The following is a 24,425-nucleotide window of genomic DNA, read 5'->3' on the forward strand; positions in this document are numbered from 1 at the left end:
CCCACGGCACGGGTCGATGCGGCGGGGCCGTTCCGTGCGGACGTCGTGCAGCGGCCCGGGTGCGTTGCCACGGGCGACGACGGACGAGGTCCGCGATGCGACGTGCGGGGGCGCGCGCGAGTACGGTGGGTGGGTGAGGTTCTTCGGGGCGCGGGACGACGACGACCGGCGGGACGGTGATCCCGGCGGGGCTCCGGACGGCGGGGCGGCGCCCGGCCGCGCCGGGGACGATCTGCAGTCGCAGGTCGAGGACCTCCTGGCGCGAGAGCTGGGACAGGTCGCGACCGACGTGCTCCGTCCCCCGACCCCGCTGGCGCTCTCCCGGGTGGTCGAGTGGATCACGGACAGCGGCTACAGCTACTTCGTCGACTCCGACGGTGACGTGGGCGGGCTGTGGCACGGTCGGCTCTTCTACTTCCTGCTCTTCGGCCACGGCGACGAGATCCTCCAGGTCCGCGGTCAGTGGAACCGCGACCTCGCGCTCGAGCGGCTGGAGGAGATCCTCGAGTTCTGCAACGAGTGGAACGCGGACCGGATCTGGCCCAAGACGTACACGCGCGTGCGCGACAACGGGATGATCCAGGTCTTCACCGAGGTGACCGTGGACCTCGAGCACGGGGTGACGGACGACCAGCTCGACCAGCTCCTCCAGTGCGGGCTGAGCACCGGGTCGATGTTCTTCGACGCGCTCGACGAGTTCTACCCCGACCCCGCGAGGCAGGCGCCATGACGCAGGCCCGTACCAACTGGTTCACGCGCCTGTTCGGCAACCGCCGCCCGAAGGCGCCCGACTCGCTCCCGCGCGAGGAGGAGCTGCCGCGCGCGCTGTCGATGGCGCGCATCGGCGACCACCTCACGCGGCGCGGCTACCACTTCCGCGTGGACGACGACGGCGACATCACCGGGACGTGGGACGGGCACCGGTTCTGGTTCCTGCTGCTCGGCGACCGGTCCGAGATCCTCCAGGTCCGGGGTCGCTGGTCGACGTCGCTCCCCCTCGAGTCACGCCTCGTGACCCTCCAGGCCGTCAACGACTGGAACCGCGAGCGCATCTGGCCCAAGGTCTACGTCCGCGAGGAGGCGGGCCGGCTCGCGCTCTACGCGGAGGTCTCCGTGGACCTCGAGCACGGCGCGACGGACGACCAGCTCGCGCAGACCGTCTCGTGCGGTCTCGGGACCGCCGTGCAGCTCTTCCACGCCATCGGCGCGCAGCTCCCCCCGGGAACGCTGGACGACTGACGCCGGCCGCCGCGGCCAGGCACGCGCGGTCGGGTCCGCCGGCGGGATCAGCGGCTCAGGCGCGGAGCGTGGGGAGGCCCAGGACGACCGGGCCGGACGGGGCGCCGCCGCCGTGCCCGTGCCCGTGGTCGTCGTCGCCACCGCCGAGGCGAGCGCGCTCGCGCGTCGCCCACGCGTCGCCGGAGCGGGTGCGGCGCACCACGAACGAGCCGCCCGCGAGCGCCGAGTCGGCGATGAGGTGGTGGGGTGCCGAGCGCGTGACCTCCACCGTCACGACGTCGCCCGGCCGGGGCAGGCGAGGGTCGAGGTCGTCCGCGAGGCGCGGGTCCGCGGACGCGGGCGTGGCGGCGGGGGCCGGCGCGGCGTCGTCGGGCACCGTGGGCACGACGTCGACGGGGAGCGCGAGGTGGACGAGCCGGTTGTCGGGGGCGCGTCCGGTCACGCGGTGCGTGGCGCCGTCCTTGCGACCGGCGCCCTCGCCGACGAGCACGTCGACCGTCCGTCCGACCTGACAGGCCGACTCCTCGCCCGCGATGCGCTCCTGGAGCGCCTGGAGTCGCTCGAAGCGCTCCTGCACGACCTCCTTGGGGAGCTGGTCCTCCATCGTCGCGGCGGGCGTCCCGGGGCGGGGCGAGTACTGGAACATGAAGGCCGAGGAGAAGCGGGAGGCCTCGACGACGCGCATCGTCTCCGCGAAGTCCTCCTCGGTCTCCCCGGGGAACCCGACGATGATGTCCGTCGTGATGGCGGCGTCGGGCAGGACGGCGCGCACGCGGTCGAGGATGCCGAGGAAGCGCTCGGAGCGGTAGGAACGGCGCATGGCGCGCAGGATCCGGTCGGACCCCGACTGGAGCGGCATGTGGAGCTGGGGCATGACGTTCGGCGTCTCGGCCATCGCCGCGATGACGTCGTCGGTGAACGCGGCCGGGTGCGGCGACGTGAAGCGGACGCGCTCGAGCCCGTCGATCGTCCCGCACGCGCGCAGCAGCTTGGCGAACGCACCGCGGTCGCCGAACTCGACGCCGTAGCTGTTGACGTTCTGGCCGAGCAGGGTGACCTCGATGGCTCCGGCCTCGACGAGCGCCCCGACCTCGGCGAGGACCTCGCCCGGGCGGCGGTCGCGCTCCTTGCCGCGCAGGTGCGGGACGATGCAGAACGTGCACGTGTTGTTGCAGCCGACGCTGATCGAGACCCAGCCGGCGTAGACCGACTCACGCTTGGTCGGCAGCGTGGAGGGGAAGACCTGGAGCGACTCGGCGATCTCCACCTGCGCGGCCTCGTTGTGGCGCGCCCGCTCGAGCAGCACGGGCAGCGCGTCGAGGTTGTGCGTACCGAACACGACGTCGACCCACGGCGCCTTCTCGACGATCGTGCCGCGGTCCTTCTGGGCGAGGCAGCCGCCGACTGCGATCTGCATCCCGGGCCGGGCCGCCTTGACCGAGGCGAGCTGGCCGAGGTTCCCGTAGAGGCGCGTCGCGGCGTTCTCCCGCACCGCGCACGTGTTGATCACGACGACGTCGGCGCGGTTCGCGGCCTCGTCGTCCGCGCTCGCGCGCGTGTACCCCGCCTCCTCCAGCATCCCCGCCATGTGCTCGGAGTCGTGGACGTTCATCTGGCAGCCGAGCGTGCGGACGACGTAGGTGCGCGGGTGCGCGTCGTCGACCGGCGCACCGGGAGTGGCACGGGGTGCGAGTGCGGCCGGGACGGGGGCGGGGGCGATCGTGGACATCACCGTCCAGGGTACGGCGCCGGGTGCCGTGTTACTGAACTGTTGCCCGACTGTTGCCGGATGAGGTGGCACCGTGCAACAGAAGGGACATAGTGTCCAGGAATGGCCGACGAAACCTCTTCGCCGTCCGACGCGCAGCGCAGCGCGCAGGACGCTCAGCCCCTCCCCGCCGAGCAGGTCCTCGGTGAGCCGCTCGTCGAGCTGCGCGACGTCAACAAGCACTTCGGGGACCTGCACGTGCTGCGGGACATCAACCTCACGGTCCGGCGCGGCGAGGTGCTCGTCGTCATCGGCCCGTCGGGCTCCGGCAAGTCGACGCTGTGCCGCGCGATCAACCGGCTGGAGACGATCGACTCCGGGGAGATCCGCGTCGACGGGCAGCCCCTGCCCGAGGAGGGCAAGGAGCTCGCCCGCCTGCGTTCCGACGTCGGCATGGTCTTCCAGTCCTTCAACCTCTTCGCGCACAAGACGATCCTCGACAACGTCACGCTCGGCCCCGTCAAGGTGCGGCGTGAGAAGGGGAAGGTCGCCAAGGACCGCGCGCTCGCGCTGCTCGACCGCGTCGGCGTGATGAACCAGGCGCAGAAGATGCCCGCCCAGCTCTCCGGCGGGCAGCAGCAGCGCGTCGCCATCGCCCGCGCGCTCGCGATGCAGCCCAAGGTCATGCTGTTCGACGAGCCGACCTCCGCGCTCGACCCCGAGATGATCAACGAGGTCCTCGACGTCATGGTCGCCCTCGCCAAGGAGGGCATGACGATGATCGTCGTCACGCACGAGATGGGCTTCGCTCGCAAGGCCGCGAACCGGGTCGTCTTCATGGCCGACGGCCAGATCGTCGAGGAGGCCCACCCCGAGGAGTTCTTCACGGCGCCCAAGAGCGACCGCGCCAAGGACTTCCTCTCGAAGATCCTCACCCACTGAAGCCCGCCGGGCACCTACGGGCCCGGCCCGACAGCCCCAGAACCCGGTCGACCGTCGAGGCACACCTTCGGCGGGCGTCCACCACTCACGAAGGGTAGGAACGATGCGCACACGACACGCAGGTGCTGCCGTGCTGGCCGCTCTCACCGCGCTCACGCTCGCGGCGTGCGGCGGCGGCGAGGTCGGCGGCGAGGACACCGCGACCGACGGAGCCACCGACTCGGGCGACACCGGCGGTGGCGCCGAGGGCTCGATCAAGATCGGCATCAAGTTCGACCAGCCGGGGCTCGGGTACCAGGACGGCTCCACCTACACGGGCTTCGACGTCGACGTCGCCACGTACGTGGCGGGCGAGCTCGGCTACGGCGAGGACCAGATCGAGTGGGTCGAGGCGCCGTCCGCCCAGCGCGAGACGATGCTCCAGACCGGTCAGGTCGACATGATCTTCGCGACCTACTCCATCACCGACACCCGCAAGGAGACGGTCGCGTTCGCGGGTCCGTACTTCGTGGCCGGGCAGGACCTGCTCGTCGCCGAGGACAACACGGACATCACGGGGCCGGAGTCGCTCGAGGGCAAGAACCTGTGCTCCGTCACGGGCTCGACGTCCGCGCAGCGCATCAAGGACGAGTACGCCGCGGGCGTGCAGCTCCTCGAGCGCCCCGGGTACGCCGAGTGCGTCACCGCGCTCACCGCCGGCCAGGTCGACGCCGTCACGACCGACGACATCATCCTCGCGGGCCTCGCCGCCCAGCCGGCCAACAAGGGCAAGGTCAAGGTCGTCGGGGCGCCGTTCTCGACCGAGCGCTACGGCGTCGGGCTCCCGCAGGACAACGACGTCTGCGAGGACGTCAACGCCGCGATCGAGAAGATGATCGAGGACGGCTCCTGGGAGGAGTTCGTCACCAAGAACACCGAGGGCACCGGGTACACGCCCAACGCCAGCGAGAACCCGCCGACGGTCGACCCCTGCGCCTGACCGTCCACGGTCGGGGGAGCCGCGCGCCGGTGCGCCGCTCCCCCGGCCGCCGGGCCGTCGACGCGGCCCGGCACGTACCCTCCCGGAGGACCACCAACCGTGGGTGACTACCTGTCGCAGACCTGGGCGCTCGCCCGGGAGTACGACGTGCTCGGCGCGTTCTGGGTCAACATCCAGCTGACGTTCTGGGCCGCGATCCTCTCGCTCGTGCTCGGCACGGCGCTCGCGCTCATGCGGATCTCCCCCGTGCCGAGCCTGCGCTGGGCGGGGACCGCGTACGTCAACGTGTTCCGCAACACGCCGCTGACGATCATCATGACGTTCATGGTGCTGGGCCTGTGGGGGCAGCTCAACGTCACGCTCGCCCCTGACTTCGCGGCGAACTTCTTCCGGCTCGCCGTCGTGGGCCTGGCGATCTACCACGCCGCGTTCGTGTGCGAGTCGATCCGGTCGGGCGTGAACACGGTGCCTCTCGGCCAGGCGGAGGCGGCGCGGGCGATCGGCCTGTCGTTCCTGCCCGCGGCGCGGCTCATCATCCTGCCCCAGGCGTTCCGCGGCTCGATCGCGCCGCTCGGCAACACGCTCATCGCGCTGCTGAAGAACTCCACCGTCGCGGCCGCGGCGAGCGTCACGACCGAGACCTCGAGCCTCATGAAGACCATGATCGAGTTCAACTCGAACTACATCTACGGGATCTTCCTGACGTTCGCGATCGGCTACGTCATCCTCGTCATCCCCATCGGCCTGCTCACCACGTCCCTCTCCAACCGACTGGCGGTCCGCCGATGAGCACCCAGCAGTCCGTCCTCTTCGACGCCCCCGGTCCGCGCGCGCGCCGCGCGATCCTGCTGGGCAACATCGTCGGCGCGATCGTCGTCCTCGGGATCGCCGCGCTCGTGCTCGTGGCGCTCGGCAACAAGGGCCAGCTCGACCCGAAGCTGTGGTCGTCGCTGTTCACCGCCGACGCCTGGCAGTACTACTTCATCCCCGGCCTCCAGAACACGCTGCGGGCCGCCGGGTTCGCCATCGTGGGCGCGCTCGCGTTCGGGCTCCTGTTCGGCACCGGCCGGCTCTCGCACCTGCGCGCCGTGCGCGTCGTGAGCGGCATCGTGGTCGAGTTCTTCCGGGCCGTTCCCGTGCTGCTCATGATGATCTTCTTCTGGCTGCTGCTCGGCCTCAGCAAGGTCGACGACGCCCCGTTCCTCGCCGTGGTCTTCGCGCTCGTGCTCTACAACGGCTCCGTCATCGCCGAGCTCGTCCGCTCGGGCGTCGGGAACCTCCCCAAGGGCCAGGGCGAGGCCGGGCTCGCGATCGGGCTCACCCAGGGGCAGACGCTGCGCTCGGTCCAGCTCCCCCAGGCGCTCATCGCGATGCTCCCCGCGCTCGTCTCGCAGCTCGTCGTCGTCCTCAAGGACTCCGCGCTCGGCCAGATCATCACGTACAACGAGCTCCTGCGGGCCGCGCAGCTCTACGGCGTCGGCAACGGCAACATCCTCCAGTCGCTCGTGCTCGCCGCGGTGATCTTCATCGTCATCAACTGGCTGCTGACCCTCGTGGCGCGATGGCTCTCCCGCTTCCTCAGCGGTCGCACCGCGGGGGCCACGGCCGCCGGCCCGGGCATCGGCAACCCCACGGTCGTCGCGGGCGGACCGGCCGAGGACGCACCCGCGGTCTCCGTCACCCGCTGACCGCCTCAGTCGAGCGGGGGTTCGGCGGCCTCGGCGTCGAGCTCTCGCTGGACGATCTCGAAGGCCAGCGACGGGCTGTAGCCCTTGCGGGCGAGCGCCCCGACGGTCCGGCGCACCCGCACCTCGCGGTCGAGGCCGCGCGTGCGGGCGAGGCGCGTGCGGGCGAGCTCCAGGGCCGCGTCCGCCTCGGAGTCGTCGTCGACCTGCTCGAGCGCCGCGGCGCCGACCTCGCCGTCGATGCCGCGCCGCCGCAGCTCGGTCGAGATCGCGCGGCGTGACAGCCCGCGCTCGGCGTGCCGGGTGCGGACGATCATCTCGGCGTACTGCGCGTCGTCGACGAGACCGACCTCCTCGAACCGGTCGAGGATCGGCAGGACGACGTGCTCGGGGTAGCCCTTGCGCGCGAGCGACTGCGCGAGCTCCGCACGGCTCTTCGGCGCGGCCGTGAGGATGCGCAGCACCGTCTCCCGAGCGCGCTCAGCGAGGTCGGCGTCGCTGATCTCGCCGCGCTCCACGAGCTCGTGCAGGGTCGGGCGCGGGCGCCGCCCGGCCTTGCGGCCGGTGCGGCGCCCGTCGTCCTCCTCAGACAGGTCCGACGGCTCGAAGCCGTCCTCACCGTCCCGCTCGTCGATCAGAACGGCGACTTCTTCCCCTTGGCGGCCGCGGCCGGGGCCTTCGCCGCGGCGGGCGCGGCCGCGCCGTCGGCCGGGACCGTCACGCCCGCCGCAGGGTCGGCCGGAGCGTCGATCTTGGCCCCGACGCCGAGCTTCTCCTTGATCTTCTTCTCGAGCTCGTTGGCGAGGTCCGGGTTGTCGCGCAGGAACGAACGCGCGTTCTCCTTGCCCTGACCGAGCTGGTCGCCGCCGTAGGTGAACCACGACCCGGACTTGCGCACGAACCCGTGCTCCACGCCCATGTCGATGAGGCCACCCTCGCGGGAGATGCCGACGCCGTAGAGGATGTCGAACTCGGCCTGCTTGAAGGGCGGGGCCATCTTGTTCTTGACGACCTTGACACGGGTCCGGTTGCCGACCGCGTCGGTGCCCTCCTTGAGCGTCTCGATGCGACGGATGTCCAGGCGGACGGACGCGTAGAACTTCAGCGCCTTGCCACCGGTCGTCGTCTCGGGCGAGCCGAAGAACACGCCGATCTTCTCGCGGAGCTGGTTGATGAAGATCGCGGTGGTCCCGGACGCGTTGAGCGCACCCGTGATCTTGCGCAGCGCCTGCGACATGAGGCGGGCCTGGAGACCGACGTGGCTGTCGCCCATTTCGCCCTCGATCTCCGCCTTGGGCACGAGCGCCGCGACGGAGTCGATGACGATGATGTCGAGCGCGCCCGAGCGGATCAGCATGTCCGTGATCTCGAGCGCCTGCTCGCCGGTGTCCGGCTGGGAGACCAGGAGCGCGTCCGTGTCGACGCCGAGCTTCTTGGCGTACTCCGGGTCGAGGGCGTGCTCGGCGTCGATGAACGCCGCGATACCGCCCGCGCGCTGCGCGCTCGCGACGGCGTGCAGCGCGACGGTCGTCTTTCCGGAGGACTCCGGGCCGTACACCTCGATGACGCGCCCGCGCGGCAGGCCGCCGATGCCGAGCGCGATGTCCAGCGCGATGGAGCCCGTGGGGATGACCTCGACGGGGGCGCGGCCCTCTTCGCCGAGGCGCATGACGGAGCCCTTGCCGAAGCTCCGGTCGATCTGGGCGAGGGCCGCCTCGAGCGCCTTCTCGCGGTCTGCGGGTGCGGGCATGTCAGTCCACCTTCGGTTCGACGTTCATCTGTTCGTTGTGGCCCGACGCTACGGGCAGCCACCGACACGCGGCTCCGGCGACCCTCGAGCCTGTGGATCGTCGTGCCGGACCGGCGTCCTGGACCCGCCGGAGCGCGTCCTGTGCACAACTCTAGCCGAACACGTGTTCGATCCCGGAACGCGCACCTCGGCGTGTCACGACCGCGCCGCTCACGCGTCGTCGGACGACCACGACTCCCCCGGTCGCAGGACCACGACGCGCGTCCCGGGCGCCTCGCGCTGCGCGGCCGCCTCGAACGCCGCCCCCGCGTGGTCCATCCAGCCGCGCGGGAGGTGCCGCCCGCCCGGCGCGTGGAGCGTGCCCCAGTGCACCGGGATCGCGACGCCCACGCCCACCTCGGCGCACACCCGTGCCGCCTGCACGGGGCCGAGGTGCCCGCCCGAGAGCCGAGGTCCCCACCCGCCGACCGGCACGAGCGCGACGTCCACCGGACCGCCCGCGAGCGCCGGCAGGTGGACCATGTCCGGGTGGTGCTCGGTGTCCCCGACCGCCCACACCCGCGCCCCGTCCGGGCCGTCCGCCCGCACGAGGTGCCCGTTCGCCGCGTTGGGCCGGTGCGGCATCGGCCGGTGCCCGTGCACCGCCGCCACGAGGCGCACCTCGACCCCCGCCGCCTCCGCCCCGACGGCGTGCCACGCGTCGTCGAGACCGACCCCGCGCAGGCCCCTGGCGCGCAGCCAGCGCGCGTTCGCCGGGGCCGTGAGCACGGGCGCGTCGCCGAGGAGGCGCAACGAGCGCAGCTCCGCGTGGTCGTGGTGCAGGTGGGACAGCAGGACGGCGTCGCTGTCCTGCCACACCGCGGCGGGCCGCTCTCCGCGCCGCCGCAGCATCCCCGCGTGCCGGTGCAGGAGCGGGTCGGTGACGAGGCGCACGTCCGGCACCCCCGCGCGTCCGGACCGCACGTCGAGGACGACGCTCGAGTGGCCGAGCCACGTCACGCGGACGCTCACGGCTCCCCCGCCCGCCGCCCCGCGCCGTCCGCCGCCGGGGCGACGGACCGCACGCCGAGGTCGACGAGCCACGCCACGAGGCGACGGTGCACCGCCTCCGCGCCGACGAGCATCGGCGTGCCGTCCACGTCCTCGAGCTCGTCGTCGGGCAGCCCGAGGTGCGCGGGGTGCAGCAGGACGGCCTCGTTCTGGGCCCCGCCGAGGCCGCCGTGCGACCCGACCAGCCCTTCGAACGCGTGCACCATCCCGACATCGTCCACGCGCGAGACGAGCACGAGGTCGCCCGCGTCCTCGAGCACCGCCACGCGCAGCAGGTCCGCCGCGGCTCTCGACCCGTAGCCCGCGAGCGGGTCCTCGCCCACGACCTCCCCGGACCGCAGGTCGCGCGAGCCACCGCACCCGTGCGCCCGCACCTCGCCGCCCGCACCGCGCTCGACGACGACGCCGACGGCCGGGTTCGCGACGAGACCGGGGAGCAGCCCCGGCCACCGCTCGCGGACCTCGTCGCCCGTGAGCCGGCGCGGCTCGCGCGGGAACCAGACCATGCCCAGGTTGCCCGACCCCACGACCGCGACCTCCGGGACCTCGGGCAGCGCGGCGTCCTCGGCGCCAGGGCGCCGCTCGGTCCGGTCCGGGCCGACCATCATGCGGCCGGGCTCTGCGGCCTCCTCGCCCGACGTCCCGGGCCGCAGCGCGTTGAGGGCGGTGTTCGCCGGGCCCCACGACTCGCTGTCGGGCGAGGTGGCCCGACGGCGTCCCTCGGCCCGGGCGTCCTCCTCGCCGCGGCGCACCCCGGCGCGCGCGCCGGGCCCGGGGGCCATGAGGCGCCGGACCTCGTCGAGGAAGGACCGGCCCTCGACCTGCTCGAACGTCGAGCCGAGCGACTGCCCGTGGTCGGACAGCACGACGACGTCGTAGCGGCGGGGCGCGACGGCGGCGACCTGCTCCCAGAGCCCGACGACCCGGTCGAGGCCCTCCAGCGCGCGCAGCGACTCGGGGCGCAGCGGCCCGGCGTGGTGGGCGATCTCGTCGTAGTCGACGAGGTCGACGCACACCACCGGCGCCCCGCGCACGAGCTGCTCCGCGACGAGCGTCGTGTTGAGGTCGCGCAGCACGACGTTCGTCACCGCGCGCAGCACCGGGTACCAGCCGAGGCGCGACACCCGGGGCTCGACGCCCCGCACGGCCTGCTGCCAGCCCTGGTAGAGCTCCTTGAAGAGCTCGCCGAGCGCGACGACGACCGCACGCACGAGCACGAACGGGCTCGCGAAGAAGTGCACGAACATCTGACCGGGCCCGAGCCCCTCGCGCGCCCGGCTCATGACGAGCAGGCTCGTCGCCGCGTCGCCGGAGAACATCGTGGAGACGGCGACTCCCCCGCCCGCGAGGAGCCCGGAACCGTCGCTGGTGCGCGCCTCGACCGCCGCCGCGTCGGCGGGTCGGTTCGTCACGACGAGCCGGCCGAGCGCGCGCGACCACCAGCGGAACGCGGGCACGTGCTCCGTCGAGCCGTGCAGGAGGCCGATCGTGGAGGCGGGCGTCGTCGCGGGCACGCGCGCCCACCACGTCGTGAGGTGGTGGCTCCCGCTGCCCAGCCAGCGGGCGAGCGTCGGGGCGAGCCCGGCCTGGAGCGCGTAGTCGAGCGTGGGGCGCGCGACGCCGTCGAGCAGGACGACGAGCAGTCCCGCCGGGCGCTCGGTCGCACCCGCGGCCCCCGGCTCGCGTCGCGGCACGCCGGCCTGCCGGCGCGCCCGCCGGAGCAGGTCGCCGAGGACGTACTCGTTGTCGCTCGCCCCGACCACCCAGCGTCCGAGCGCCATGAGGACGGCAGCGAGCACGAGCACCGCGAGCACGTCCACCCACGAGCCGCTCCGGAACCCCGGCAGGTACGTGAGCGCCGCCCACGCGACCGCGAGCTGGGCCACCACGCCGGACACGAGCGCGCCGACCACGCCGAACCGGTGCGCCAGACGCCGGAGCACGGGGCGCAGGAGCACGTCGCCCAGCCCGACCGCGAGCGCCGCGAGGACGAGCGACCACGGGTTGGTGACCTCGACCCCGGGGACGAACCAGATCGCGAGCCCGAGGCCGACGGCCGTCGAGACGAGCGACCAGACGGCTCCGCGCACGTCGGCCGCGGTCACGCGGACCGCGGCACGGCCTCGGGCGGGAGCGCTCATGCGGCCATCATCGCGGCGAGAGGCCCGTCGCGCCCCTCGGCGGTCCTCCGTGGACCGGCAGGGGCCGGGTCAGCGGCGCGGCGGGGCCTGGCGGTGGTCGTCGTGGCCCCAGCGCCGCGCGTCGGGCACGTCGAGCGCGTCGCACAGGGCGTGCCAGACGACGCGCGGCTCGACGCCGTCCTCGAGCGCCTGGGCGGCCGTCCGGTCGCCGAGCGCGGACAGCACCTGCTCGCGGACGTAGGCGCGTCCCAGGGACGCGCCGAACACCTCGTCGACCAGCTCGGAGAACTCGCGGTAGCGCACGGGACCAGCCTCCCACGCCGCGCGCCCTCTCGGTCCGCTCGGAGGACTTCCCTCGCGCGGGCGGGCCGCTGGTCTCCCGTCGCGCGGCGCGTGTGGGTGGTCGCGGCGAGAATGGGCCCGTGACCACGGACCCGCTCGCGCGCTTCGCCGCGCCCACGCGCGCCTGGTTCTCGGGCGCGTTCGACGCCCCGACCGCGGCGCAGGCCGGCGCGTGGGACGCGGTGTCGAGCGACCGGCACGCGCTCGTCGTCGCTCCGACCGGGTCGGGCAAGACGCTCGCCGCGTTCCTGTGGTCGCTCGACCGGATCATGAGCGCCCCCGCAGCCGGCGAGGTCGTGCGCGAGCAGCGCTGCCACGTCGTGTACGTCTCGCCGCTCAAGGCGCTCGCCGCGGACGTCGAGCGCAACCTCCGCTCCCCGCTCGCGGGCATCCGCCAGGCGGCGGTGCGGCTCGGGCTCGAGGTGCCGGACGTCGTCGTCGGCACCCGCACGGGCGACACGCCCACGAGCGAGCGCCGCCACCTCGCGACGCACCCGCCGGACATCCTCATCACCACGCCCGAGTCGCTGTTCCTCGTGCTGACCTCGCAGGCGCGCGCGGGGCTCGCGGGCGTCGAGACCGTGATCGTCGACGAGATCCACGCCGTGGCGGGGACCAAGCGCGGCGCGCACCTCGCGGTGTCGCTCGAACGTCTCGACGCCTTCCTCGAGGCGCAGGACCGCCCGCCCGCGCAGCGCATCGGGCTCTCGGCGACCGTCCGGCCCGTCGAGGCCGTGGCGACGTTCCTCGGCGGCCACCGCCCGGAAGCGGAGGCGGGCCGCGAGGTCGTCGTCGTGCAGCCCCCCGCGACCAAGCGCATCGAGGTCGACGTCGTGGTGCCCGTCCCCGACCTCGCGGACCTCGGCACGGCCGCGCTGGTGCCCGACGCCGGCGCGCGCCCGGGCAAGGAAGCAGGCGGGGCCCGTGGCGCGGCGCCCGGGGCGACGAGCGCGAGCGCGCTGCCACCCCTGCCGCCGGGCGAGCGGGACCTCTCGGGGCCCGCGACGTCCCGCCCGACCGGGGCGCCGGACGTCCGGCCGCAGCGCCCGTCGGTGTGGCCGCACGTCGAGGAGCGCGTCGTCGACCTCGTCGCCGACCACCGCTCGACCCTCGTGTTCACGAACTCCCGCCGCGGCGCCGAGCGCCTCACGGCACGCATGAACGAGGTGTGGGCGGAGCGCCAGGGCGAGGACGTGCTCGACCCGGGCACGATCACCGCGGCGCAGGTGCAGGCGCAGTCGGGCGCGAGCTCCGGCGTCGAGCCCGTCATCGCGCGCGCCCACCACGGCTCGATGAGCCGTGCGGAACGCACGCGGACCGAGACCGAGCTCAAGGACGGGCGGCTGCCCGCGGTCGTCGCGACGTCGAGCCTCGAGCTCGGCATCGACATGGGCGCGGTCGACCTCGTCGTGCAGGTCGGCGCGCCGCCGTCGGTCGCGTCCGGGCTGCAGCGCATCGGGCGCGCGGGGCACCAGGTGGGCGCGGTGTCGCACGGCGTCGTGTTCCCCACGCACCGGGGCGACCTCGTGCCCTCCGCGGTCGTCGCCGAGCGCATGCGCACCGGCGGCATCGAGGAGCTCCACGTGCTCGCGAACCCGCTCGACGTGCTCGCGCAGCAGGTCGTGGCCATGGTCGCGGTCGACGAGTGGACGGTCGCGGAGCTCGCCACCGTGGTGCGGCGCAGCGCGCCGTACGCCCACCTGGGCGACGCCTCGCTGCACGCGGTGCTCGACATGCTCGCGGGGCGGTACCCGAGCGAGGACTTCGGCGAGCTGCGCGCGCGCATCGTGTGGGACCGCGCGTCGGGCCGGCTCACCGGGCGACCGGGCGCGCTGCGGCTCGCGGCGACGAGCGGCGGGACCATCCCCGACCGCGGGATGTACGGCGTCTTCCTCGCCACGGACGCCGCGACAGGAGGTGTGGCGGGCGACCCGGACACGGCGGGCGGGCGTGCCCCGCGCGGCGGCAAGCGCGTCGGCGAGCTCGACGAGGAGATGGTCTACGAGTCGCGCGTCGGCGACACGTTCACGCTCGGGTCGAGCACGTGGCGCATCGAGGACATCACGCCGGACCGCGTGCTGGTCACGCCCGCGCCGGGCATCCCCGGGCGCCTGCCCTTCTGGAAGGGCGACTCCCCCGGGCGGCCCGCCGAGCTCGGCCGGGCGCTCGGCGCCTGGGTGCGCGAGACCGACGCGCTCGCGGCCGACGACCACGACGCCGCGGCCGACCGGCTGCGCGCCGCCGGGCTCGACGCGTGGGCGAGCGACAACCTCCTCGCGTACCTCCGCGAGCAGCGCGACGCGACCGGGCGCGTGCCCGACGACCGGACGGTCGTCGTCGAGCGGTTCCGCGACGAGCTCGGCGACTGGCGCGTCGTCGTGCACTCGCCGTACGGCGCGAAGGTGCACGCGCCGTGGGCGCTCGTGCTCGCCGCGCGCCTGCGCGAGCGCTACGGGGTCGACGCCGCCGCGATGCACGCCGACGACGGCATCGTCCTGCGGCTCCCGGACACCGGGGACTCGTGGCTCGAGGGAGCGACCGACGGCTCGGGCGGTCTCGGCGGGGACGCACCCGTCGTCGGCGTCGAGGACCTGCTGCTCGACCCGGACGACGTGCTCGACGCGGTGCGCGACGAGCTCGGCGGGTCGGTTATGTTCGCGTCACGGTTCCGCGAGGCCGCCGCCCGCGCGCTCCTGCTGCCCCGGCGGCGTCCGGACCGGCGCCAGCCGCTGTGGCAGCAGCGCCAGCGCTCGGCGCAGCTCCTGTCGGTGGCGTCGGAGTACCCGGAGTTCCCCATCGTCCTCGAGGCCGCACGCGAGTGCCTCCAGGACGACTTCGACGTCGCGGCGCTCACCGACCTCATGCGTGACCTCGCGGCGGGGCGCGTGCGCCTCGTCGAGGTCACGACCCCGACGCCGTCGCCGTTCGCGCAGTCGCTCCTCTTCGGGTACACGGCGCAGTTCCTCTACGACGGCGACGCCCCGCTCGCGGAGCGGCGGGCGGCGGCGCTGTCGCTCGACCCGACCCTGCTCGCCGAGCTGCTGGGCGGCGACGGCGTCGCGGCACAGCTCGCCGACCTGCTCGACCCCGCGCAGATCGAGCGGACCGAGGCCGAGCTCGGCGCGCTGGCGCCCGAGCGGCAGGCCCGGCACGCCGAGGACGTGTGGGACGTGCTGCGCCGGCTGGGGCCCCTCACGGAGGCCGAGGTCGTCGCCCGCACGCGCGCGGACGCGCGCGACGCCGCAGCGGACTGGCTCCGCGAGCTCGAGTCCGTGCGGCGCGTGATGCGCGTCCGGCTCGCGGGCGTGGACCCCGACCGGGCGCAGCAGTGGGCGGTCGTCGAGGACGCCGGGCGGCTGCGCGACGCGCTGGGCGTCGCGCTGCCCGTGGGCATCCCTGAGGTGTTCACCGAACCCGTCCCCGACCCGCTGGGCGACCTCGTACGCCGTCACGCGCGCACGCACGGCCCGTTCACCGCCGCCGACGTCGCCGCACGCCTCGGCCTGGGCGTCGCCGTCGTCCTGCAGACGCTCGAGCGGCTCGAGGGTGCCCGGCTCGTCGTGCGCGGCCGACTGCGGCCGGAGTCGATCGGCGGCACGGGCGACGACTGGTGCGACGCCGAGGTGCTGCGCGTGCTGCGGCGCCGCTCGCTCGCGGCGCTGCGCGCGGAGGTCGAACCGGTCCCCGCGGAGACGCTCGGCGTCTTCCTGCCGCGGTGGCAGGGACTCGGGGCGCTGCGCGGGACGGACGGCCTGCTGCGCGTCGTCGAGCAGCTCTCGGGGGCGGCCGTGCCCGCCTCGGCTCTGGAGACGCTCGTCCTGCCGTCCCGCGTCACCGACTACACGCCGACGATGCTCGACGAGCTGACGACGACCGGAGAGGTCGTCTGGTGCGGTCATGCGGCCCTCCCGGGGTCCGGTGGCGGCGACGGGCTCGTCAGCCTGCACCTCGCGGAGTGGGCGCCGCTCACGCTCCCCGACCCCGGGCCGGCGCCCGAGGCCGGGCTGCACGCGACCCTCCTCGACCTCCTCGACGGCTCGGGCGGGTACTTCCTCCCGCGCCTCGCGGAGCGGGCGGGCGCGGACGTCCGCCCGACGCTCGAGGCGTTGTGGGACCTCGTGTGGTCCGGCCACGTGACGAACGACGGGCTCGGCTCGCTGCGCGCCCGGCTCGGTGCCGGGGGCGGTGCCCACCGCGCACCCCGCGCGCCGGCGCGCGCGCGTCCGGTCGGGCGCGGGCGGTTCGCCGGGCTGCGCCCCCCGGTCTCCCCCGACACCACCTTGCGCGGGGGTGCGGGCCGCTGGTCGGCGCTGCCCGCGCGCGAGGCCGACCCCACCCGCAGGGCGCACGCGCTCGCGCGCGTCCTGCTCGACCGCCACGGTGTGCTCACGCGCGCCGTCGCGCCCGCCGAGGGCGTGGCGGGATCGTTCCGCGCGGTGTACCGGGTGCTGAGCGAGCTGGAGGCGACCGGGGCGGCGCGGCGCGGGTACTTCGTCGAGCACCTCGGCGGCTCGCAGTTCGCGCTCCCGGGCGCGGTCGACCAGCTCCGGACCGACGGGCAGGACCGCGAGCGCGCGCTCGAGGCGGCCGCAGCCCGCGGGCTGCGCCGCGCACCCGGCGGCGGCCTCGCCCCGGCGTCCGGCGACCCGATGCTCGACGACCCGGTGCTCGACGACCCGGTGCCCGGCGGCACCCGGCCCGCGCGCGGCGGTCCGCGCCCGGGCGCCGTCCTCCTCGCCGCGACCGACCCCGCCAACCCGTACGGCGCGGCGCTGCCGTGGCCGGCGCGACCGTCCGCCGTCGGGCCGGGTGCCGCGACCACGCCGACCGTCGCGTCGCACGCCGGCGGCGGTGCCGCGCCGACGGACCGCGCCGTGACCGGTGCCGACGCGTCGCGCGGGCACCGCCCCGGGCGCAAGGCCGGGGCCGTCGTCGTGCTGAGCGACGGCGACCTCGCGCTGTACGTCGAGCGCGGGGGCCGGTCCGTCCTGTCGTTCGTCGACGGCCCGCGGCTCGCGGAGGCGAGCGCCGAGCTCGTCCGGGCGGTCCGCGCGGGCAGGCTCGGCAAGGTCGTCGTGCAGCGGGTGGACGGCGTCGAGGCACTGGCCGGCGCGGGCACGACGGCCACGTCCGCCGACGACGCGGTGCGCGCCCTCCTCGACGCCGGGTTCCGCGCGACGCCGCGCGGGCTGCGGGCGGCCTGAGGTGACGGCCGAGGGCACGGGACGCGCGCGCCGCCGTCCGCGCGCGACCGCCAGGGGGTGCGGCCGTGCCCGAGGGTGACATCCTGCGCCTCGTGTCCGCACGGCTCGACGAGGCCCTCGCCGGCCGGGTCCTCGTGCGCGCGGAGCTGCGCTGGCCGAGCGCCGCCGAGGTCGTCCTGACCGGCCGGACGGTCGTCGAGAACGTGGCGTACGGCAAGCACCTCTTCACACGCCTCGACGACGGCCGGTCGCTGCACACCCACCTGCGCATGGAGGGGTCGTGGCGCATCGCGCGCACGGGTGCGCGGGACGCGCGCGGCGCGGAGCCGAACGTGCGCGTGGTGCTCGCGAACGAGTGGTGGACCGCGGTCGGGAACCGGATCGGCATGCTGCACGTGCTGCGCACCCCGGACGAGCGGGTGATCGTCGGGCCCCTCGGACCCGACGTGCTCGGCGACGACTTCCCGGAGACCGGCCTGCCCGAGGCGGTCGCGCGCATGCGGGCCGACGACGCGACGGGCGGGAGCGGCCCCCGGCACCGGCCGGAGCGGGCCGCGACCGGCGTCCCCGTCGCGGAGGCCCTCCTCGACCAGCACCTCGTCGCGGGGATCGGCACGATCTACACGGCTGAGTCGCTCTTCGCCGAGCGCGTCTACCCCTGGACGCCCGTGCGCGACGTCGAGGACCTGGAAGGGCTCCTCCTCACCGCCCGTGCACTCATGCAGCGCACGGTGCGGCACGGGTTCGACCCCCGCGCCGGCGTCGTGCGCCACGTGCACGGGCGCACACGAAAGGCGTGCCACGTGTGCGGCACGCCTGTCGTCGAAGGTACGGCGAACGAGCCGCCGTACGACCGCCCGGTCTTCTGGTGTCCCTCGTGCCAGGCGCAGCCCGCGGGGCGGTGACGGCGGCGTCGCTGCCCCGGCACCTGCTCCGGGCCTACCCGGCGTGGACCGTCAGCCGACGGGCTGAAGGTCCTCTCGTCGTGCCGTGCCCTCGGGGTTCTGCCGTCCGAGCACCGCGGTCGCGAAGTCGGCCGGGATGGTGTCCGGGATGAGCAGACCCTCGGCGACGGCGACCCGGTCGCTGACCTCGCGCAGCACCAACGACATCGGGATGTCGAGCGCCTCGCAGATCGAGCCCAGGAGCTCCGACGACGCTTCCTTCTGACCGCGCTCGACCTCGCTGAGGTAGCCCAGCGAGACCCGTGCGGCCGAGGACACCTCTCGCAGGGTGCGCCCCTGTCGCTGGCGAGCGTCTCGCAGCACGTCCCCGATCTCTCGTCGAAGAACAATCATCTGGCGACCCCCTTCCGTGTCCCGTGCGCCCCCGGGAGCCGGTGTGGCCCCCACCTGGGTGCGCGAACTGCTCGTGCCGGTCTTCCTGTTCACTGCCCCGCGTGACGGGGTCGTCCTACCGTACCCCGCCCGCGGTCCGATCACGTCTCCGGTGCGGCGTGCCGGACCGGCCGTCGGCGCGTTGTCCGTGCGGCCCACCGGTCGGTTGACGGTCCTGTTGGCGATCACGTGCTGTGCAACGCCCCGACGTGGGGCCTTGTTCCCGCGGCCGCCTGCCCGGCGAACTCCCCGCGGCACGTTCACGACCTCTCCACGCGCCGCATCGGAGACGGCGGCCGCCCGGCAGGGCGACCGCAGATCACCCGCCGATTTCACCCGGCCTGCCGTCGTCCGCGGCGGGTCCGTCGACCACCCCACGGGCGAGGTCGATCGCCGCAGCGACCGTCCCGGCGCGGACGGCCGCACGCTCGCCGGCCAGGTGCAGCCGCCGCACGCGCGTCCCTCGCGGACCGCTCGCCGCGACGAACACCGTTCCCGGTGGCTGGCCGTCCTGCGGGTCCGGTCCCGCGACGCCCGTGGTCGCGACCCCCACGTCCGCACCGAGCACGACCCGCACCCGTTCCGCCATCTGTCGCGCGACCTCCGGGTGGACGGCCCCGTGGGCGGCGAGGAGGCCGCCGTCGACCCCGAGCACGGACTGCTTGACGTCCGTCGCGTAGGCGACGACCGCGCCCCGGAGCACGCGCGACGCCCCCGGGACGTCGACGATCGTCGCGGAGAGCAGCCCCCCGGTGAGCGACTCGGCCGTCGCGAGCGTCCACCCCCGCGCCTCGAGCGTCGCGAGGAGGCCGACGACCTCGGGTCGCGCGGCCGAGCTCCCCGCCCCCTCGGCGTCGCGCGCCGCCCCGGTCACGACGCCGACGCGCCGTCCGGCGCCGCCCCGCGCTCGGCGAGGCGAGCCGCGCGGATCGCGTCGCGCCGCAGCCGCCAGCCCTGGTAGGCGTACTCGAGCCCCGTCACGACCGTGACGAGGATCGCCGCGGCGAGCACGACCCAGGCCACGACGCCGATCCACCCCGGCAGGTGCGACAGGGGCAGGAGGAAGAGCGTGATCGCGACGGTCTGGAGCACGGTCTTGAGCTTGCCGCCGCGGGAGGCGGGCATGACCGCGTACTTGAGGACCGCGAACCGCAGGAGCGTGACGCCGAGCTCGCGCGCGAGCACGACCACGGGCACCCACCACGGCAGCTCGCCGAGCGGCCACGCGAGCAGGACGAGCGCGGTGCCGACGAGCAGCTTGTCCGCGATCGGGTCCAAGAGCTTGCCGAGGTCCGTGACGAGGTCGTACTTGCGCGCCAGGTAGCCGTCGAGCCGGTCCGACGTCGCGGCCAGGACGAAGATGCCCGTCGCGACGAGCCGCCAGGTGACGGACTCCCCGCCGTCGACGAGGAGCGCCCACGCGAAGAACGGGACGAGCAGGATCCTCGCCATGGTGACGAGGTTCGCGGAGTTCCACGGCGAGGGGACGGCGTTGACCACGTGACCAGCCTAGGGGGTCCCCAGGGGTGCCCCGACCCTCGTCCGCCGCCGCGGCCGCGCGACACCGTGCCGGTACCGGGCGGGCTCGGTGGGCACGCGGTGCGCGCTCAGCGCCAGCCCGACTCCACGTCGGCGCCGTCGTGGTAGTCGGTCGCCACCGGCGGCATGTGCCCGTCGGTGCCCTCGCCGTAGTCGTGCCCCGCGCCGCCGCCCGGCGCCGCGGCGGGCGCCGGCGCCTGGCCGTCGAAGACGTCCTGCGCCGGCTCGCCGCGGATCAGCGCGAGCGCCGACGGCAGCTCCTCCGGCGTCACGAGCACCTCGCGCGCCTTGGACCCCTCGGACGGGCCGACGATCTCGCGCGACTCGAGGAGATCCATGAGGCGACCCGCCTTGGCGAACCCGACCCGCAGCTTGCGCTGGAGCATCGACGTCGAGCCGAACTGGGAGGTCACGACGAGCTCCGTCGCCTGGAGGAGCAGGTCGAGGTCGTCGCCGATGTCCTCGTCGACCTGCTTCTTCGCCGCGGTCTGCGTGACGTCCTCGCGGTAGACCGGCTTGAGCTGCCCCTTGACGTGCTCGACGACCGAGTGCACCTCGGACTCCGAGACCCACGCGCCCTGGACGCGCATGGGCTTCGCGGCTCCCATCGGGAGGAACAGCGCGTCACCCTGACCGATGAGCTTCTCGGCGCCCGGCTGGTCGAGCACGACGCGCGAGTCCGCGAGCGAGGAGGTGGCGAACGCGAGCCGCGACGGCACGTTGGCCTTGATGAGGCCGGTGACGACGTCGACCGACGGCCGCTGCGTCGCGAGCACGAGATGGATGCCCGCGGCGCGCGCGAGCTGCGTGATGCGCTGGATGGACGCCTCGACGTCGCGCGGGGCGACCATCATGAGGTCCGCGAGCTCGTCGACGACGACGAGCAGGTAGGGGTACGGCGCGATCTTGCGCTCGGAGCCCGGCAGCGGCTTGACCTTGCCCGAGCGCACGGCGGCGTTGAAGTCGTCGATGTGCTTGTACCCGAACGCCGCGAGGTCGTCGTACCGGGCGTCCATCTCCCGCACGACCCAGTCGAGGGCCTCGGCGGCCTTCTTCGGGTTGGTGATGATGGGCGTGATGAGGTGCGGGATGCCCTCGTAGATCGTCAGCTCGACGCGCTTGGGGTCCACGAGCACCAGGCGCACCTGCTCCGGCGTCGAGCGCATGAGGATCGACGTGATCATGGAGTTGATGAAGCTCGACTTGCCGGCGCCCGTCGCGCCCGCGACGAGGATGTGCGGCATCTTCGCGAGGTTCGCGACGACGTAGCCGCCCTCGACGTCCTTGCCCACGCCCATGACCATGGGGTGCTCGGTCCGGCGCGCCGCCGACGAGCGGAGCACGTCGCCGAGCACGACCGTCTCGCGGTCGGTGTTGGGGATCTCGATGCCGATCGCGGACTTGCCGGGGATCGGCGCGAGGATGCGCACGTCCGCGCTCGCGACCGCGTAGGCGATGTTGTTCGAGAGCGACGTGATGCGCTCGACCTTGACCTTGGGACCGACCTCGACCTCGTAGCGCGTGACCGTCGGTCCGCGCGTGAAGCCGGTGACCTTCGCGTCGACCTCGAACTGCTCGAACGTCTGGGTGAGCGCCTCGACGACGCGGTCGTTCGCGGCCGACCGGACCTTGTGCGGCGCACCCTTGACCAGGGAGTCCTCGTTGGGCAGGAGGTAGACCGTGTCGCCCTCGAGCATCGGCTGCACGCCGCGCGGCAGGGGGCTGCTCGGCGGGGGCGGCGGGACGCTGCCCGCGCCGTCGGCGGGGTCGGGCGCGACGGCGCTCATCGCGGCGGCCGCGGTGTCCTGCGCGGTGCCCTGCCCGACGGCGGGCACGGCCTCGGTGGGCGCGGTGCCGGGCGCCGGGTCCTCCCCGCGGCGCTTCTTGCCCCGGCCGCGCGCGGAGTCCTCCTCGTAGTCGAGGAACGCCGCCGTCTCGAACGCCTCGTCGCCGGAGAACCCGCCCTCGGGCTTCTCGATCTCGGCGGCCTCCGCCGCGCGCTGCGCCCTGGTCTTCCGGGGCTTGCGCGGGCGACGGCCCGCCGGCACGTCCGTGCCGTCGTGGCGCGAGACGCCCTCCGCGAGCGCGAGCCCGTCGGCGTCCAGCGCATCGTCCTCCGCGCGGTGGTTGCCCGTGAGCACGTCGTAGAGGCCGCGCAGCCGGCTCGGGATCCGGTGCACCGGCGTCGCGGTGACGACGAGGAGCCCGAAGAACCCGAGCAGCAGGAAGATGGGGACGGCGAACCAGGGCGTGAGCCCGGTGGTCACGGGCGTCGCGGCGAGGTAGCCGACGATCCCGCCCGCGTCCTGCACCGCCTCGAAGCCGTCGCGCGGCGCCGGGAGGTCCTCGGAGATGTGCACGAGCGAGCACACCGACACGACGATGAGCGTGAGCCCGATCGCGACGCGCGAGTTCGCCTGCGCGCGCTCGGGGTGGCGCATGATGCGCACGGCGAGCCAGAGCAGCAGGACGGGCACCGCGACGCCCGCGAGGCCGAACGTGCCCGCGACGACGCCGTGCACGACCCTGCCGAACGTGCCCTCGATGCCCCACCACTCGCGGGCCGCGACGACGACCGCGAGGGCGATGAGGAAGAACGCGACGCCGTCGCGCCGGTGTGCCGGGTCCAGCTCTCTTGCTCCCTTTCCGATGGTGCGCACGAGCGCTCCGAGGCCGTGCGCGGCGCCGAGCCAGACCGCCCGCACCGCGCGGACGGGCCACGGCGGCCCCGATGCCGGGCGCCGGGCGGGCCGGCGCGTGCCGGAGGAGGTGGACCGCCCCCGACCGGTGCCGGCGCGCGACGTGCCGCGGGCCGAGGACGAACCGCCGCGCGCCGAGGTGCGGGGCGCTGGTGTGCGGTTGCTCGCGGTCCGACGTGCCTGCGGGGACGTGCGGGTCGCCATAGTGGTCCTAACCTACCTGCGGGGGACGACACGGACGCGGACCCGGCGGCGCGTGTCCCCGCCGGAGTGCAGCCGGGCGGCCGGCGACCCCGCGAGCGACGCCCGTGACCGACGACCCGTGAGCGACCAGGACCGGAGGAACCGTGCACGAGCCCACGCACGCCGAGCGGAGCGACGTCCCGAGCGACGCACCGGGCGGCGGACCGAGCGAACCACCGACCGACCGGGCCACCGCCGCCAGGGTCAGGTCGGCGGACGCGCCCCGAGCGCGTGACCTCGTCGAGACGGTCCCGGGGGTCTGGGTCGCGACCGCGGAGATCTGGACGACCACGTCGACCGTCGTCACCACGCCGGACGGCGAGGCGCTCGTCGTGGACCCGGCGGTGACGGTCGCCGAGGTCGAGGGGCTCGCCGCCGCGGTCCGGGCGCGCGGCTGGCGGGTGACCGCCGGGTTCGCGACGCACCCGCACTGGGACCACGTGCTGTGGTCGCCGGGGCTCGGCGACGCACCCCGCTGGGCGACGGCCCGCACCGCCGACGCGACGCAGCGGCGGCGGGCCGCGGTGCTCGCGTCGACCGAGGCCGCCGCCCCCGGCCACGACCCCGCGCTCGTGGGCGCGCTGACCTCGCTCTCCCGCGGCGCACGCCGGCTCCCCTGGCCCGACGCCGCACCGACCGGCCCGAGGACGGTGACCGTCGTCGAGCACGACGCCCACGCGCCGGGCCACGCCGCGCTCGTGGTGCGCACGCCGGACGGGTGCGTGCTCGTGGCGGGCGACATGCTCTCCGACGTCGAGGTGCCGCTCGTCGACACCGACGCCCGCGACCCCGTCGCGGTCTACCGAGGTGCGCTCGACGCGCTCGAGCTCGCCGCTCGTGACGTGGACGCGCTCGTCCCGGGTCACGGGAGCCCCGCCCTCGGACGCGCGGCGGTCGCCGCGCGTTTCGCGGCCGACCGCGCCTACCTCGACGCCCTGGACGCCGCTCTGCGCGGCGGCACCCTGCCCGACGACCGTCGGCTCACGGGCTACGTCGCCGAGTGGCACGACGCGCAGGTCGAGGCGCTGCGCTCGCACTGAAGCCGCACCACCCTCCCACGGGCGGTGCAGAGGCGAGCCGGAGCGCTGCCGACGCAGGTCGCCGGGGCTCAGTCGTCGAGCCCGAGCTCCACGGACCGGGCGAGCGCCGCGTCGAGCTCGTGCTCGTCGGTGACCAGGCGGTGCAGGTGCCGTGCCGCGGCGTGCAGGGCGCCGAGGTCCGACCCGTAGACGCTCACCATGCCGCCCTCGGGATCGAACCCGACGGCGTCCAGGACGCTGGGCTCGTGGTCGGTCAGCGTGGCCCGCAGCGCGCCGGAGAAGTCGTACCCGGAGCCCTCGATGCCGTGCCGCTCGAGGGCGCCCTTGTGCTGGTGCCACTCCGGGCCGCCGGGCGAGTAGATGATGCTCCACCCCTGCGCCTGGGTCACGAGGTGGACAGGGGCGAGCGGGGCGAAGTCCTCGGCGTTCGTCATACGGGAAACGTAGCGCTGACCACCCACGACGCCGCGGCGGACCTCCCGCGACGCCGGCCGGGCCCGGGACCGGGCCTGGGCCTGAGCCCCACC

General features: G+C 74.7%; 20 protein-coding genes. 9 read left to right on the forward strand and 11 right to left on the reverse strand.

Annotation, left to right across the window (positions count from 1 at the left end):
- Nucleotides 1–133 precede the first annotated feature (133 nt).
- Together A0J59_RS22325 and A0J59_RS07630 are read left to right on the forward strand one after the other, a co-directional pair.
- On the forward strand, nucleotides 134–730 hold the full coding sequence (locus tag A0J59_RS22325) for a YbjN domain-containing protein (RefSeq protein WP_369799758.1): 597 nt from the start codon (nucleotides 134–136) through the stop codon (nucleotides 728–730).
- Nucleotides 727–1,239, forward strand: a complete 513-nt coding sequence (locus A0J59_RS07630) for a YbjN domain-containing protein (protein ID WP_052877713.1) — start codon at nucleotides 727–729, stop codon at nucleotides 1,237–1,239. Before A0J59_RS22325 ends, A0J59_RS07630 begins: the two co-directional genes overlap by 4 nt.
- A gap of 55 nt (nucleotides 1,240–1,294) precedes the next feature.
- On the opposite strand, the gene miaB is transcribed toward A0J59_RS07630, so the two are convergent.
- On the reverse strand, nucleotides 1,295–2,968 hold the full coding sequence (gene miaB / locus A0J59_RS07635; protein WP_064315732.1) for a tRNA (N6-isopentenyl adenosine(37)-C2)-methylthiotransferase MiaB: 1,674 nt from the start codon (nucleotides 2,966–2,968) through the stop codon (nucleotides 1,295–1,297).
- A gap of 102 nt (nucleotides 2,969–3,070) precedes the next feature.
- Here miaB and A0J59_RS07640 point away from each other — a divergent pair, with 102 nt between their 5' ends.
- The 4 genes from A0J59_RS07640 to A0J59_RS07655 all read left to right on the forward strand — a co-directional run bounded on the left by A0J59_RS07640 (nucleotide 3,071) and on the right by A0J59_RS07655 (nucleotide 6,556).
- Nucleotides 3,071–3,889 (forward strand): amino acid ABC transporter ATP-binding protein, encoded by an 819-nt coding sequence (locus A0J59_RS07640; RefSeq protein WP_082141369.1) that lies wholly within the window; start codon nucleotides 3,071–3,073, stop codon nucleotides 3,887–3,889.
- 103 nt (nucleotides 3,890–3,992) lie between these two features.
- On the forward strand, nucleotides 3,993–4,868 hold the full coding sequence (locus tag A0J59_RS07645) for a glutamate ABC transporter substrate-binding protein (protein ID WP_053371634.1): 876 nt from the start codon (nucleotides 3,993–3,995) through the stop codon (nucleotides 4,866–4,868).
- Nucleotides 4,869–4,967: 99 nt separating this feature from the next.
- Nucleotides 4,968–5,657 carry an amino acid ABC transporter permease gene (locus tag A0J59_RS07650; RefSeq protein ID WP_064315733.1) on the forward strand — a complete coding sequence of 230 codons (690 nt, stop codon included), beginning with the start codon at nucleotides 4,968–4,970 and terminating at the stop codon, nucleotides 5,655–5,657.
- Nucleotides 5,654–6,556 carry an amino acid ABC transporter permease gene (locus A0J59_RS07655; RefSeq protein ID WP_053371632.1) on the forward strand — a complete coding sequence of 301 codons (903 nt, stop codon included), beginning with the start codon at nucleotides 5,654–5,656 and terminating at the stop codon, nucleotides 6,554–6,556. The genes A0J59_RS07650 and A0J59_RS07655 overlap by 4 nt, the downstream gene beginning before the upstream one ends.
- 5 nt (nucleotides 6,557–6,561) lie before the next feature.
- Here A0J59_RS07655 and A0J59_RS07660 read toward each other — a convergent pair whose 3' ends face one another.
- The 5 genes from A0J59_RS07660 to A0J59_RS07680 form a co-directional block, all read right to left on the reverse strand.
- The gene (locus tag A0J59_RS07660) at nucleotides 6,562–7,071 is read right to left on the reverse strand and encodes a regulatory protein RecX (protein ID WP_231581877.1); all 510 of its coding nucleotides are present in this window, start codon (nucleotides 7,069–7,071) and stop codon (nucleotides 6,562–6,564) included.
- A gap of 116 nt (nucleotides 7,072–7,187) precedes the next feature.
- On the reverse strand, nucleotides 7,188–8,303 hold the full coding sequence (gene recA, locus A0J59_RS07665; RefSeq protein WP_053371631.1) for a recombinase RecA: 1,116 nt from the start codon (nucleotides 8,301–8,303) through the stop codon (nucleotides 7,188–7,190).
- A 210-nt stretch (nucleotides 8,304–8,513) separates the two neighbouring features.
- Entirely contained in the window at nucleotides 8,514–9,314 is an 801-nt protein-coding gene (locus tag A0J59_RS07670) for an MBL fold metallo-hydrolase (RefSeq protein ID WP_064315748.1), read from the reverse strand.
- Entirely contained in the window at nucleotides 9,311–11,494 is a 2,184-nt protein-coding gene (locus A0J59_RS07675; RefSeq protein WP_064315734.1) for a phage holin family protein, read from the reverse strand. The genes A0J59_RS07670 and A0J59_RS07675 overlap by 4 nt, the downstream gene beginning before the upstream one ends.
- A gap of 69 nt (nucleotides 11,495–11,563) precedes the next feature.
- On the reverse strand, nucleotides 11,564–11,797 hold the full coding sequence (locus tag A0J59_RS07680) for a DUF3046 domain-containing protein (protein ID WP_047233744.1): 234 nt from the start codon (nucleotides 11,795–11,797) through the stop codon (nucleotides 11,564–11,566).
- 119 nt (nucleotides 11,798–11,916) lie between these two features.
- Between A0J59_RS07680 and A0J59_RS07685 the strand changes: the two genes are divergently transcribed.
- Both A0J59_RS07685 and A0J59_RS07690 read left to right on the forward strand, forming a co-directional pair.
- Nucleotides 11,917–17,040: a DEAD/DEAH box helicase gene (locus A0J59_RS07685; protein WP_064315735.1), complete on the forward strand. Its 5,124-nt coding sequence runs from the start codon at nucleotides 11,917–11,919 to the stop codon at nucleotides 17,038–17,040.
- A gap of 65 nt (nucleotides 17,041–17,105) precedes the next feature.
- On the forward strand, nucleotides 17,106–17,945 hold the full coding sequence (locus A0J59_RS07690; RefSeq protein WP_047234706.1) for a DNA-formamidopyrimidine glycosylase family protein: 840 nt from the start codon (nucleotides 17,106–17,108) through the stop codon (nucleotides 17,943–17,945).
- A 51-nt stretch (nucleotides 17,946–17,996) separates the two neighbouring features.
- Here the strand turns inward: A0J59_RS07690 and A0J59_RS07695 are convergent, their stop codons facing one another.
- From A0J59_RS07695 to A0J59_RS07710, 4 genes are all read right to left on the reverse strand, one after another.
- Nucleotides 17,997–18,338, reverse strand: a complete 342-nt coding sequence (locus A0J59_RS07695) for a helix-turn-helix domain-containing protein (RefSeq protein ID WP_047234712.1) — start codon at nucleotides 18,336–18,338, stop codon at nucleotides 17,997–17,999.
- A 358-nt stretch (nucleotides 18,339–18,696) separates the two neighbouring features.
- On the reverse strand, nucleotides 18,697–19,251 hold the full coding sequence (locus A0J59_RS07700) for a CinA family protein (RefSeq protein ID WP_053371628.1): 555 nt from the start codon (nucleotides 19,249–19,251) through the stop codon (nucleotides 18,697–18,699).
- On the reverse strand, nucleotides 19,248–19,877 hold the full coding sequence (pgsA, locus tag A0J59_RS07705; RefSeq protein ID WP_052877822.1) for a CDP-diacylglycerol--glycerol-3-phosphate 3-phosphatidyltransferase: 630 nt from the start codon (nucleotides 19,875–19,877) through the stop codon (nucleotides 19,248–19,250). The genes A0J59_RS07700 and pgsA overlap by 4 nt, the downstream gene beginning before the upstream one ends.
- A 107-nt stretch (nucleotides 19,878–19,984) precedes the next feature.
- Nucleotides 19,985–22,819, reverse strand: coding sequence for a DNA translocase FtsK (locus tag A0J59_RS07710; RefSeq protein ID WP_082380086.1), 2,835 nt, complete (start codon nucleotides 22,817–22,819; stop codon nucleotides 19,985–19,987).
- Between the two features lie 143 nt (nucleotides 22,820–22,962).
- Here A0J59_RS07710 and A0J59_RS07715 point away from each other — a divergent pair, with 143 nt between their 5' ends.
- Complete coding sequence (locus A0J59_RS07715) at nucleotides 22,963–23,898, forward strand: MBL fold metallo-hydrolase (protein ID WP_082918837.1); 936 nt, start codon at nucleotides 22,963–22,965, stop codon at nucleotides 23,896–23,898.
- Nucleotides 23,899–23,966: 68 nt separating this feature from the next.
- Here A0J59_RS07715 and A0J59_RS07720 read toward each other — a convergent pair whose 3' ends face one another.
- A complete protein-coding gene (locus tag A0J59_RS07720; RefSeq protein ID WP_053371624.1) occupies nucleotides 23,967–24,332 on the reverse strand; it encodes an Imm51 family immunity protein in 366 nt (121 codons plus the stop codon).
- Nucleotides 24,333–24,425 lie beyond the last annotated feature (93 nt).

This window comes from Cellulosimicrobium sp. I38E, from assembly GCF_001647255.1.
Taxonomy (GTDB): domain Bacteria; phylum Actinomycetota; class Actinomycetes; order Actinomycetales; family Cellulomonadaceae; genus Cellulosimicrobium; species Cellulosimicrobium cellulans_E.

Excerpts from the sequence above, each read along its gene's own strand:
- A0J59_RS07630 (WP_052877713.1), top strand. The coding sequence starts at position 727 with ATGACGCAGGCCCGTACCAACTGGTTCACGCGCCTGTTCGGCAACCGC.
- miaB (WP_064315732.1), bottom strand. The coding sequence starts at position 2,968 with ATGTCCACGATCGCCCCCGCCCCCGTCCCGGCCGCACTCGCACCCCGT.
- A0J59_RS07640 (WP_082141369.1), top strand. The coding sequence starts at position 3,071 with ATGGCCGACGAAACCTCTTCGCCGTCCGACGCGCAGCGCAGCGCGCAG.
- A0J59_RS07645 (WP_053371634.1), top strand. The coding sequence starts at position 3,993 with ATGCGCACACGACACGCAGGTGCTGCCGTGCTGGCCGCTCTCACCGCG.
- A0J59_RS07655 (WP_053371632.1), top strand. The coding sequence starts at position 5,654 with ATGAGCACCCAGCAGTCCGTCCTCTTCGACGCCCCCGGTCCGCGCGCG.
- recA (WP_053371631.1), bottom strand. The coding sequence starts at position 8,303 with ATGCCCGCACCCGCAGACCGCGAGAAGGCGCTCGAGGCGGCCCTCGCC.
- A0J59_RS07675 (WP_064315734.1), bottom strand. The coding sequence starts at position 11,494 with ATGAGCGCTCCCGCCCGAGGCCGTGCCGCGGTCCGCGTGACCGCGGCC.
- A0J59_RS07695 (WP_047234712.1), bottom strand. The coding sequence starts at position 18,338 with ATGATTGTTCTTCGACGAGAGATCGGGGACGTGCTGCGAGACGCTCGC.
- A0J59_RS07710 (WP_082380086.1), bottom strand. The coding sequence starts at position 22,819 with ATGGCGACCCGCACGTCCCCGCAGGCACGTCGGACCGCGAGCAACCGC.
- A0J59_RS07720 (WP_053371624.1), bottom strand. The coding sequence starts at position 24,332 with ATGACGAACGCCGAGGACTTCGCCCCGCTCGCCCCTGTCCACCTCGTG.